Raw genomic sequence first — 12351 nt, 5'->3', positions numbered from 1 at the left:
TACGCTCGCCGAGCGGGCGTAGGTGTGGATAACTTAAACCGTTAGGTGCTGCTTGATCAGCTCGTTGGAAAGCTCGCTGATATCACCTTTGGCCACCGGGCGGCCGCGGTCCATTATCACAAAGCGGTCGGCGTATTTGCGCGCAAAGGGCAGCTTCTGCTCGACCAGCAGCACCGTTAGGGCGTCTTCGGCAATCAGCTGGCGAATCACCTGGCCAATTTGCGCGACGATATTGGGCTGAATGCCCTCCCCCGGCTCATCCAGAATCAAGAGTTTGGGCTCGATTACCAGCGCTCGGCCAATGGCAAGCTGCTGCTGTTGCCCGCCGGATAAGTCACCGCCGCGGCGGTGCTTCATCTCCTTGAGCACTGGAAACAGTTCATAGATACGCTCGGGGATTTTTTTCAGCTTGTCACTGCGTGCAGCAAGGCCGGTACGCAGATTCTCTTCTACGGTGAGTAGCGGGAAAATCTGCCGCCCTTGCGGTACAAAGCCAATGCCCAGCCGTGAACGTGCTTCCACGGCTTTTTGGGTTAACTCAACCGCTTCGCTGCTCGACTGGTAGCGCAACTGGCCACTTTTTACCGCCACTTCACCCATGATGGCTTTCATCAGCGTGGTTTTACCCACTCCGTTGCGGCCCATCACGCAGGTGCACTGGCCAGCGGGTACGTCCAGGTCCAGATCCCAAAGTGTATGGCTTTCCCCATAAAACTGGTTGAGCTTTTCAATTGCCAGCATCAGGCAGCCTCCTCATCGTCAGCACCCAGGTACACTTCGACTACGTTGGGGTCGCTTGAGACCTGATCCATGCTGCCTTCGGCCAACACACTGCCTTGGTGAAGCACGGTCACTTTGCGGGCAATTGAGCGCACAAAGCCCATATCGTGTTCCACGACGACCACCGACTGCTTACCCGCCAAACCGGTCAGCAGTTCGGCTGTACGCTCCATTTCCTGCTCGGTCATACCGGCGACCGGCTCATCCACCAGCAGTAACCGTGGGCGCTGCATTAACAGCATGCCGATTTCCAACCACTGTTTCTGACCATGAGAGAGAATGCCCGCAGGCTGAAAGCGCAACTGAGTCAAACCAATGGTCTCCAGCACTTCGTCGATGCGGTCTTTGATCTCACCGGTCATACGCGCAGTCAGGGTGGGAAAGATCCGTTTGTCGGCGGCCATGGCCAGCTCCAGGTTTTCGAACACGCTCAGTACTTCAAACACCGTGGGCTTTTGAAACTTGCGCCCGATCCCGAGGCTGGCAATTTCCGGCTCGTTCATATTGAGCAGGTTATGACGGCTGCCAAACCATACGCTGCCCTCAGTGGGCCGCGTCTTGCCGGTGATAATATCCATCATGGTGGTCTTTCCCGCCCCGTTGGGGCCAATAATGCAACGCAGCTCGCCGTCGTCGATGGTCAAATTCAGCTTGTTGATCGCTTTAAAGCCATCAAAGCTCACCGTGACGTCTTCCATATACAGAATCGGGCCGTGGCGTACGTCCACCGGGGAGGCGGCTGGCGCTATAAAGTCAAATACCCGGTCGCGGGTTTTGAATGACTGCAGCAAGCTCATGCAATAGCCTCCTTGGTGCCTGCGTTATCGGATTCAACAGCGCGACGGCGCTTGCGCAACAGCCCCGCCACGCCCTTGGGCAGCAGTACCGTGACGAGTACAAACATTGCGCCCAAAGCAAACAGCCACGCATCAGGCATGACACCGGTGAAAATAGTTTTGGCATAGTTGACTAGAATTGCGCCGATCACCGCGCCGTACAGCGTGGCCCGACCACCCAGCGCCACCCATAGCACGATCTCAATCGAGAACAGCGGCGAGAATTCGCTAGGGTTGATGATGCCCACCTGAGGTACGTAAAGCGCGCCTGCCAGGCCCGCGAGCATCGCGGACACCACAAACACGAAGAGTTGAAAGCGCTCTACCCGGTAGCCGATAAAGCGCGTGCGCGCCTCGGCGTCGCGAGTGGCCACGCACACACGCCCCAGCTTGCTGGTCACGATCGCCCGACAGAGGATATAACCCAGCGCCAGCGCCACGCCGGTGGCCAGAAAAAGTCCCAGACGAGTATCGTTGCTGCGCAGGTTGAAGCCCAAAAGTTCGCGGAAGTCGGTCAGCCCGTTATTGCCGCCAAAGCCCATCTCATTGCGGAAAAATGCCAGCATCAGCGCAAAGGTCAACGCCTGGGTAATGATCGAGAGATAAACCCCCGTCACCCGCGAGCGAAACGCCAAAAAGCCGAACACCAGCGCCAGCATACCCGGCGCCAGCAGCACCATGGCAAAGGCGAACCAAGCCATATCAAAGCCCTGCCAGTACCAGGGCAGACTTTCCCAGTTTAGGAACACCATGAAGTCCGGCAGCACCGGGTGGCCGTAAGTGCCCCGGTCACCAATCTGGCGCATCAGGTACATGCCCATGGCGTAACCGCCAATCGCAAAAAACGCCCCGTGGCCCAGGCTAAGAATGCCGAGATATCCCCACACCAGTTCAACCGCCACGGCCAGCAGCGCGTAGCTTAGGTACTTGCCAAACAGGTTCACCGTGTAGGCGTTCACATGCAGCGGGCTGCCTTGAGGCAGTGCCACGTGGAGTACCGTCACGACCAGCAGCGCGGTGAACAGTACTCCTAAAAAGACCTGTGTGGCACGCTCACCAAACGGGCGGGTTAGCCAAAACTGGCTTGAAGGTAGTTGTGACATCATGGGTTAGCCCTCCGCAGCCCGGCCCTTCTGCGGGAAGAGTCCACGCGGGCGTTTTTGAATAAACAGAATGATAAAGACCAGCACGATAATCTTGGCGAGTACCGCGCCCGCCCAGGGTTCCAGCACCTGATTGATCACCCCCAATGACAGCCCGGCCACGAGCGTCCCCCAGAGATTGCCCACACCGCCGAACACCACCACCATGAACGAGTCGATGATGTAGTTCTGGCCGAGGTTCGGGCCGACATTGGTAAGCTGGGAAAGCGCCACGCCGGCAAGGCCGGCTACACCAGAGCCGAGTGCAAAGGTCAGGATATCCACACGGGTCGCGCGAATTCCCATGGAGCGTGCCATAGCGCGGTTCTGGGTCACGGCACGTACTTCAAGGCCCAGGCGGGTGCGGCGCATGATCAGCATCAAACCGGCAAACACCACCAGCGCAAAACCCAGTACCACCATGCGGTTTATGGTCAGCGACAGCGCGTCATTGATAATGAGCGACCCGCTCATCCACTCCGGAGTAATTACCGTGCGGTTGAGCGGCGAGATCACCGTACGCACCAGCTGCTGCAGGATCAGACTGATACCGAAGGTGGCGAGGAGCGTCTCCAGCGGGCGGCCTTTCAAAAACTGAATCACGCTGCGCTCAATGGCAACCCCCACCAATGCGGCGACCAGAAAACCTGCCGGAATAGAGAGAATCAACGCCAGCCCCGGCTGGCCGGGCAACAGCTGTTGCATCATCCAGGTAGTGTAGGCGCCCAGCATCATCAGCTCACCGTGGGCCATGTTGATGACGCCCATCACGCCAAAGGTAATCGCAAGACCAATGGCGGCCAGTACCAGCACTGACCCCAGGCTCAAGCCAAAGTAGAGCGTTTCAACCCCACGGTTGATTTTCAGGTTCTGTTCCACGCTGGCAAGCGCGGCGCGGGCGGCATCCGCAGCTACGGTGTCGTCGCCATTGGCCGCACGACTTAGCGCAACTCTAGCGCGTGGATGAAGGCTTCCGGTTAGCGCTTCGATACCCGCCATTTCACCCTGCTCAGCACGGTAAATGGCGACCGCTTGGCTCAGCCGATAACGTACCTGGCTATCCTTTTCTTCCAGAATGAGCGCATTGATGGGTTCAAGCAGCTCACCATCGACTTCACCCAGCAAACGTTCGGCAGAGATACGGCGGCGATCCAGATTGGGCGAGTAAAGGTCCACCACAGCAATCGCGCTGCGCAGCTGGTTTCGCAGGGCGTTATTGATGCCCACGCGGTCCAGGTCGCGGCGTGACATCTCACCCAGCGGTTCATTCGTCAAGGCGTCGGCCACCGGCCACTCTCGGCCACTGTTATCGAGTACGACAACAAACTGACCATCGTCGGCACGCTGCAAGCGGCCATCCAGCAGAGCCTGCAGCCAATCACGGGCGCGCTCGTCGTCGCTTTGCAATATGGCGGTAATCGCCTCGCCTTTATCGCGGTAGGAATCGACATCCAGCGCCTCAAGAAGCTCAAGCGCGGCGTCATTATCAGAAGTATCGGGGCCTGTCTGTGCCTGTACGTTGAGTGTTATGCCCAACAACACAGCGCACAAAAACCCCCAGGAAAGGAAACGCCTCATGGGGTTGTTCCTTTGGTGGTCAAGGTGGAGAGTTAGCGTGCTCCCTTGCCGCCCGATCAGGCGGGCGGCAAGGGGTGGCCAGTATTATTCGGCGAGCGCCGCTTCGGCTTCTTCAGTAGCGGTGCTGCCACCGCATGAGCCGTTCACAACGTTGAAGTTGCCGCACTCCATGGGCTTGCGCCAATCGGCAATCAGGTCGCGCGAGCCGGGCAAGTAGTCGGACCAGGCATCGCCGGCAACGGTTGAGGGCGTTTGCCAGACGATATCGAACTGGCCATTGTCCTGCACTTCGCCAATCAGTACCGGCTTAGTGATGTGGTGGTTGGGCATCATCGCCGCATAGCCACCCGAGAGATTGGGCACACTCACGCCGATAATGGCATCCTTCACCGCGCCTACATCGGTGGTACCCGCTTTACGCACCGCCTCGGCCCACATGTTGAAACCGATGTAATGGGCTTCCATTGGGTCGTTGGTGACCGCTTCTTCATTACCGGTGTGCTCAATCCAGGCGTCGATAAAGTCGTAGTTGTCATCGGTATCCACGCTCATGAAGTAGTTCCAGGCAGCCAGATGGCCAACGAGCGGCGCAGTGTCGATACCGGAAAGCTCCTGCTCACCTACCGAAAACGCAATCACTGGAATATCAGCGGCATCAATACCCTGGTTGGCAAGCTCGCGGTAGAACGGCACGTTGGCGTCGCCGTTGATGGTCGAGATCACCGCGGTAGACTTGCCCTCTTCACCGAAGCGACGAATCTCGGAGACGATGTTCTGCCAGTCGGAGTGGCCGAAGGGCGTGTAGTTGACCATGATGTCGTCGCCTGCCACGCCGTGCTCATCTTTCAGAAACGCTTCGAGAATGCGGTTGGTGGTGCGCGGATAGACATAGTCGGTACCCACCAGAGCAAAGCGCTCAATGCCGACTTCGTTAATCAAATACTCGACAGCGGGAATCGCCTGTTGGTTGGGCGCGGCACCGGTATAGAAGACGTTTGCAGACGACTCTTCTCCCTCGTACTGCACCGGGTAGAACAACAGACCATTGAGTTCTTCAAACACCGGCAGCACCGCTTTACGTGATACCGATGTCCAGTTGCCGAACACCACGTCTACCTCATACTGGGCCAGCAGCTCGCGGGCGCGTTCGGCAAACAGCGGCCAGTTGGAGGCCGGGTCCACTACCACGGCTTCCAGCTGACGACCCAGCAGACCACCGGCTTCGTTCTGCTGCTGGATCAGCATTTCAACAGTGTCTTTTAACGTCGACTCACTGATAGCCATGGTGCCAGAAAGGGAGTGAAGGATACCCACTTTGATAGGGTCATCATTGGCTGACGCATGAAACGATACCGAAAGGGCCAGTGCAGAAAGACCCAGCAGTGCCTGTTTTTTCAAGTTCATGTTTCGCATCCCCAAGCTGCAAGCGGGCAGCTAGATATTTGTCATTAATCAGGTGTACTCAATTGCCTGAAAGCGCCTGTAACTCGTCCTGCACATTGCACGATGCGTTCCACACTTTAAAAAAACATAAAAAATTCAACCATATAAAAAGTATACAAGTTGTTTTACAGGAGTTTTCCATCTTTGATTCAGGGTCTTAAAGCACTTCATTGGTGCTAAAGCGGTCTGATTCGCACGATAAAAGTGCATAAAAACTGTCCATTTTTATCCTTTTATCGCCAAGCTTCTGTTTTTAAAACATTTAGCATTTTCTTGGCCTGTGGTTTGCAAAATGACTTGTATACAAGACCATGGATAACCAAGGGCCAAACATGATGACCACACGCGGCTGGACACTCGAACAATGGCGGCAGGCATATAACGAGGGCGCAACCCCGGGAGCCTTACTCGGTGAATTGATCACGCAACTGGCCAAACTTGATAGTGCCGACAATACCTGGATTTCACTTCTCGACCAGGAGGGGCTGGCTCATGCCCTGGCAGCACTTCAAACACGTCTGGACGAGGCAGACGGCAAGATAGACAAGTTGCCGCTTTACGGCATTCCGTTTGCGGCGAAAGACAACATTGATGCCACCGGGTTTGCCACCACGGCGGGCTGCCCGGCCTACGCCTATCAACCCACCCGTGACGCTGCTCTGATTGACAAGCTGCGCGCCGCGGGCGCAGTACTCATCGGCAAGACCAATCTGGATCAGTTTGCCACCGGCCTGGTGGGTACCCGCTCGCCGTTTGGTGCCGTGGCCAATAGCTTCAATCCTGAAGTGGTGAGCGGCGGCTCGAGTTCTGGGTCGGCGTCCGTGGTGGCACGCGGGCTAGTGCCATTCTCACTGGGTACCGACACGGCAGGCTCCGGTCGCGTGCCCGCTGGCTTAAATAACCTGGTCGGGCTTAAACCCACCAAAGGCCTGTTCAGCATTGATGGTGTAGTACCGGCGTGCCGCTCGCTGGACTGCGTCTCCATCTTCTCGTTGACTGTCAATGATGCCGGGCAGATCGCCGAGCTAATGGCCGGCTTCGAGCCTGCCGACGCTTTCTCACGCAAGGCGCCAAGCGCCCTCCCCCTGGATGCCCCGGCCATACGCCGTCCTGGCCCGCTAGCCAGGCTTGCCATTCCCCAGTCGCCCCAGTTCTTCGGCGACGTGGTGGCTGAAAAGGCATGGCAAACGGCCGTGGAAAAATGGCAAAAGCTTGAAGGGGTAACGCTCGTCGAACTTGATTTTGCCCCCATGCTTGAACTGGCCGCCCTGCTTTATGAAGGGCCGTGGGTAGCAGAGCGCCACGCCGCCGTGGAAACCTTCATGGCCGAACATGCCCAGAACATGAATGACGTGGTGCGCGGCATTATTAGTAACGCGGGTAAATACAGCGCCACCGATACGTTCAAGGCGCAATACCGCAAGGAAGAGCTGGTTAGGGTGATCGATAATCTTTTGGATGATATCGATGGCCTGTTAGTCCCCACCGCCCCTACCGCGCCCACTATCGAAGCGGTTAATGCTGACCCGTTAACGCTCAATAGCCAGCTCGGCACCTATACCAACTTCGTTAACCTGGCCGATTTTTGCGCATTGGCGGTACCCGCCGGGTTCCGCGACGATGGACTGCCTTTTGGCGTTACCCTGGTGAGCGGCGCCTGGAAGGATCGGGAACTGCAGACCCTGGCCAGCCGCTGGCTAAATGCCCACCCGACGCCGCTGGGTGCCACTGACCAGGCACGCCCGCCGGAAACCGTTCATACCACCCTTGCCGTCCCCACCGTTCAGGTCGCTGTGGTAGGCGCTCATCTTTCCGGCATGCCGCTGAATACCCAACTGACCGAGCGCCATGCCTGGCGCGTGGCGTCCACGACAACGTCCGCCAATTACCGCTTGTTTGCCCTGCCCAACACCGTACCGCCCAAGCCCGGCCTGCAGCGCGTTCACGAAAACGGTGCCGCCATCATTGTTGAAGTATGGGAAATGGCCGCGTCGGAATTTGGCTCGTTTGTCGACCTGATCCCCGCGCCGCTGGGTATCGGCAGTGTCGAGCTTGCCGACGGCCGCTGGATCAACGGCTTTATCTGCGAAGGGCATGGAATCACAGATGCTCAGGATGTCACCGAGTTTGGTGGCTGGCGTGCCTACATCAAGGCGCAAACCTCCCACGCATAACGAGGCTACGACCCATGTTCAATAAAGTATTAGTTGCCAATCGCGGTGAAATCGCCGTACGTACCAACCGCACCTTAAAGGCGCTCAGTGTCGGCAGCGTTGCTGTCTATTCCCATGAAGACCGCCACAGCCTGCATGTGGAAAGCGCCAGCGAAGCCGTGACCCTTACAGGCAATGGCGCCAGCGAAACTTACCTGGATAAACGCCAGATTCTGGATGCCGCCCGAAAGACCGGTGCGCAGGCCATTATCCCCGGCTACGGCTTTCTGTCTGAAAATGCCGACTTCGCCGAAACCTGTGAGCGTGAGGGCATCGTCTTTATCGGCCCCACGCCCACACAGATGCGCGAGTTCGGGTTAAAGCACCGTGCCCGTGAGCTGGCCGAAGCAGCAGGCGTGCCGCTAGCCCCAGGCAGTGGGCTGCTCGACAGCGTGGAAGAGGCACTGACCACCGCTGAACGCCTGGGTTACCCGGTCATGCTCAAAAGCACCGCAGGCGGCGGCGGAATCGGACTGACCCGCTGCAATAGTGCCAAAGAGCTGCAAGACGCCTTTGAAACCGTTCAACGCCAGGGCAAAAATTTCTTTAACGACAGCGGCGTCTTTCTTGAGCGCTTTATCGCCCGTGCCCGCCACGTGGAAGTCCAGATTATCGGCGATGGCCACGGCAACGTAGTGGCATTAGGTGAGCGTGACTGCTCACTGCAACGCCGCAATCAGAAAGTCGTGGAAGAGACGCCGGCCCCCAGCCTGCCCACGGCCACCCGTCAAAGGATGCTGGATGCGGCCGTGGCGCTGGGTGAATCGGTCAACTACCGTTCAGCGGGTACCGTTGAGTACATCTACGACGCCGAGCGTGATGAGTTCTACTTTCTGGAGGTCAACACCCGACTGCAGGTAGAGCACCCAATCACCGAAGCCGTGACCGGCCTTGACCTGATCGAATGGATGCTCAAGATCGCCGCGGGCGACCACCTGGACCTGGCTAATTTTACGCTCAGCTTGAGCGGTGCGGCCATGGAAGTGCGCATCTATGCCGAAAACCCGTTAAAGGATTTTCAGCCCTCGCCCGGTGAATTAACCGACGTACACTGGCCCGGTGATGGCGTGCGTATCGACACCTGGGTCGAAAATGGCAGCCAGGTATCCGCTCACTACGACCCCATGATCGCCAAGCTGATCGTGCATGGTAACGACCGCGCGGATGCTCTGGCCAAGCTGCGTAAAGCACTGGATGAAACCCGCCTGATGGGTATTGCCACCAACCTTGACTACTTGCGTCAGGTGGTCGCCCAAGCGAGTTTTGCCGAAGGCAAGGTCTCGACCCGCGCTTTGGAAAGCTTTCACTTTCAACCCTGCGTTGCCGAGGTAGTCTATCCAGGTACTTACACCACGGTGCAAGACTTCCCGGGACGGGTCGGCTACTGGAACATCGGCGTGCCGCCCAGCGGCCCGATGGATGACTTCGCCTTTCGCATCGCCAACCGGATTGTCGGCAACCACCCAGAGGCTGCCGGGCTGGAAGCCACGCTGATAGGTCCAAGCCTTACGTTTCATCAGGCGACCGTCGTGGCGCTGACCGGCGCCGTCACCGACGCCACACTCGACGATACTCCGGTGGATTTCTGGACGCCTATCCACGTCACCGCCGGCCAAACGCTCGTGGTGGGCAAAGCCAACCGAGGGTGTCGCACTTACCTTGCTGTGCGTGGTGGATTTGATGTACCAGTGTATCTTGGCAGCCGCGCTACCTTTGCCCTTGGCCAGTTTGGCGGTCACGGCGGGCGACCGCTGCGCCCAGGCGATCTGCTCGGCATCAGCCAGCCGGGGTTACCTGCCTGCACCACGCCAGCGCCCACCCACGACCCTGCCCCCGTTGACCCGGCGCTCATCCCGAATTACCCGAGCCACTGGGAAATAGGCGTGCTCTACGGCCCGCACGGCGCGCCCGACTTCTTTACCGAAGACTCCATCGAGCACTTCTTTCAACAGGACTGGGAAGTCCATTACAACTCCAACCGGCTGGGCATTCGCCTGAATGGCCCTAAACCTGAATTCAGTCGGGCAGATGGCGGTGAAGCGGGGCTACACCCTTCAAATATTCATGACTGCGAATATGCGATCGGCTCGATTAACTTCACGGGTGATATGCCGGTTATTCTGACCCGAGATGGCCCCAGCTTGGGTGGGTTTGTCTGCCCGGTTACCATCGCCAAGGCCGAGCTGTGGAAAGTGGGTCAGGTCAAACCCGGCGATACCATCCGCTTTGTCGCCATCGACAACGCCACCGCCGTCAAGCTCGCACAGCGTCAGGAGCTGGCTGTCAAATACCTGTCTGCGCCGCCCGCCGCCCCCCTGAGCAGCGCCGAGCTGGCGCCGCTTAACGGGCTATCCGCCACTGTGCTGGCCCACCTTGAGGCGACGCAGGAGCGCCCGGAAGTTACCTACCGTCAGGCAGGCGATCAGTACATTTTGCTGGAATACGGCCTTAATGTGCTGGATTTAGGCGCGCGTATGCGTATCCACGCACTGATGGAGGCGATTGCCGATATACAGCCACGCGGCCTTTTGGAACTTTCCCCCGGTGTGCGTTCGCTGCAACTGCGTTACGACCCTCTGACGCTGACCCAGCAGGCGTTGATGACTTACCTGCTCGACCTGGAAGCCACCCTGCCACCTACCGACGAGTTGAAAGTACGCAGCCGGGTGATTCATCTTCCCATGGCGTTTGAAGATAGCGCGACGCTGGAAGCAGTGGAAAAGTATCGCCAGTCGGTGCGCGATACCGCTCCCTGGCTGCCCAACAACGTGGATTTCATGCAGCGCATCAACGGCCTGGCCAGTCGTGACGAGGTCAAGGATGTGCTCTATTCGGCGCGTTATTTAGTGTTGGGGCTAGGCGATGTGTATTTGGGAGCGCCCTGCGCCGTGCCCCTGGACCCTCGGCATCGGCTGCTGACCTCCAAATACAACCCGGCGCGCACCTATACCGCCGAAGGCACGGTCGGCATCGGCGGCATTTATATGTGTATTTACGGCATGGACTCGCCCGGCGGCTACCAACTGGTGGGGCGCACCCTCCCCATCTGGAACAAGCATCTAAAAAACAAACAGTTTTCAGAAGGCGCTCCCTGGCTACTGCGCTTTTTCGATCAGGTGTGCTACTACCCCGTCAGCGAGAGTGAGCTGGATAGCCTGCGCGACCAATTTCGGGCGGGTAAGCTAACTATCGAGATCGAGGAAGATACGTTTGACCTGAAATCACACCAGGCATTTCTAGATACCCACCAGCAGGCCATCGCCGAGTTTCGCACCCTTCAACAGGATGCCTACACCAAAGAGGTTGCGCTATGGCGTGAGAGCGAAGAAAAGGCCCTGGACCGCTTGGCCAAAGCGCCGCCGCCCATAGAGACGGATGACCTGGCTGAATACGGCGAGCTGATCAGCGCTGAGATTGCGGGCAATATCTGGAAGTGCCTTGTACAACCCGGTGATAGCGTCACCAAAGGCGATCCGTTGGTGATTGTTGAAGCCATGAAGATGGAATTTGAAGTCATGGCGACGCATTCTGGCAAAATAAGCGCTCTGCACGTCACCCCGGGCCGAGCGGTAACACCAGGGGAGCCGCTGCTGAGTATTGAAGTTTAAGGCATTCACATTGCTGCTGGCGTGCCGCCGCATCATGCGGCGGCCTCTCTCAATAAGGCCTATTGCCATGGCGTTGCGTAAATCATCCATCGCTGACCGTGTCTACGATGCGTTGAAAGACGATATTTTCGAGTTTCGCCTTCTTCCCGGCGATAAATTTAGCGAAGGCGATATCGGTGACCGGCTGGAGGCAAGCCGAACCCCGGTGCGCCAAGCGCTTTTTCAGCTCCAGCGAGAGGGGTATGTCGATGTGCTCTTTCGCAGCGGCTGGCAGGTGAAGCCGCTGGACTTCCAGAAGATCGCTGAACTCTACGACCTACGCATTACTCTGGAACAGGCGGCCGTTCACAAGCTTTGTGCCCTGCCTGAAAAGCCGCTGGTGCTGCGAACTTTACGCGATATCTGGAATCCCGCCAGCCACGCTGAGCGGGCGGTGGGCAGTACGGTTCGTGCACTGGATGAAAGTTTCCATGGCGATTTAGTGGTGGCCGCTGGCAATCAGGAGATGAGCCGTATTCATCGTGAAATTACCGAGCGCCTGCGCGTCATTCGACGCCTGGACTTCACCCGCGATAATCGGGTTGATGCCACCTATCGCGAACACGCCGCCATTCTGGTGGCTCTTGACGAAAACGATGCCCAGCTCGCCGCCAAACGCCTAGGGTCGCATATCCGAAGCAGCCATGGCGCCGTTCAGGAAATCACCATGGAGCGCCTTCGTGAAGCTGCCGAAGAGCAGCGCTAGCGCTTA

8 protein-coding genes are annotated in these 12351 nt (G+C 58.0%); 3 read left to right on the top strand and 5 right to left on the bottom strand.

The features are described 5' to 3' along the window. Positions 1-33: 33 nt before the first annotated feature. The 5 genes from urtE to urtA form a co-directional block, all read right to left on the bottom strand. The gene (gene urtE, locus ACT3RQ_RS15730; RefSeq protein WP_087110689.1) at positions 34-741 is read right to left on the bottom strand and encodes an urea ABC transporter ATP-binding subunit UrtE; all 708 of its coding nucleotides are present in this window, start codon (positions 739-741) and stop codon (positions 34-36) included. Next, the gene (gene urtD, locus ACT3RQ_RS15725; protein WP_087110687.1) at positions 741-1577 is read right to left on the bottom strand and encodes an urea ABC transporter ATP-binding protein UrtD; all 837 of its coding nucleotides are present in this window, start codon (positions 1575-1577) and stop codon (positions 741-743) included. Before urtD ends, urtE begins: the two co-directional genes overlap by 1 nt. Further along, positions 1574-2722: an urea ABC transporter permease subunit UrtC gene (gene urtC, locus ACT3RQ_RS15720; protein WP_444680833.1), complete on the bottom strand. Its 1149-nt coding sequence runs from the start codon at positions 2720-2722 to the stop codon at positions 1574-1576. Before urtC ends, urtD begins: the two co-directional genes overlap by 4 nt. A gap of 3 nt (positions 2723-2725) precedes the next feature. Then, positions 2726-4336, bottom strand: a complete 1611-nt coding sequence (gene urtB, locus ACT3RQ_RS15715) for an urea ABC transporter permease subunit UrtB (RefSeq protein WP_087110683.1) — start codon at positions 4334-4336, stop codon at positions 2726-2728. Between the two features lie 84 nt (positions 4337-4420). After that, entirely contained in the window at positions 4421-5740 is a 1320-nt protein-coding gene (gene urtA, locus ACT3RQ_RS15710; RefSeq protein ID WP_140398999.1) for an urea ABC transporter substrate-binding protein, read from the bottom strand. Positions 5741-6111: 371 nt separating this feature from the next. On the opposite strand from urtA, the gene atzF reads away from it, so the two are divergent. The 3 genes from atzF (at position 6112) to ACT3RQ_RS15695 (ending at position 12345) form a co-directional block, all read left to right on the top strand. Next, positions 6112-7953, top strand: coding sequence for an allophanate hydrolase (atzF, locus tag ACT3RQ_RS15705; protein ID WP_087110679.1), 1842 nt, complete (start codon positions 6112-6114; stop codon positions 7951-7953). Positions 7954-7967: 14 nt separating this feature from the next. Next, the gene (gene uca / locus ACT3RQ_RS15700) at positions 7968-11600 is read left to right on the top strand and encodes an urea carboxylase (RefSeq protein ID WP_444680832.1); all 3633 of its coding nucleotides are present in this window, start codon (positions 7968-7970) and stop codon (positions 11598-11600) included. Between the two features lie 67 nt (positions 11601-11667). Then, complete coding sequence (locus ACT3RQ_RS15695) at positions 11668-12345, top strand: GntR family transcriptional regulator (RefSeq protein WP_444680831.1); 678 nt, start codon at positions 11668-11670, stop codon at positions 12343-12345. The last annotated feature ends 6 nt before the right edge of the window (positions 12346-12351 follow it).

Source organism: Halomonas sp. AOP43-D1-4 (assembly GCF_052446175.1).
Taxonomy (GTDB): Bacteria; Pseudomonadota; Gammaproteobacteria; order Pseudomonadales; family Halomonadaceae; genus Vreelandella; species Vreelandella citrativorans.
Note: the sequence above shows the minus strand (reverse complement) of the source record. Positions and strands in the feature narration are given on the sequence as shown.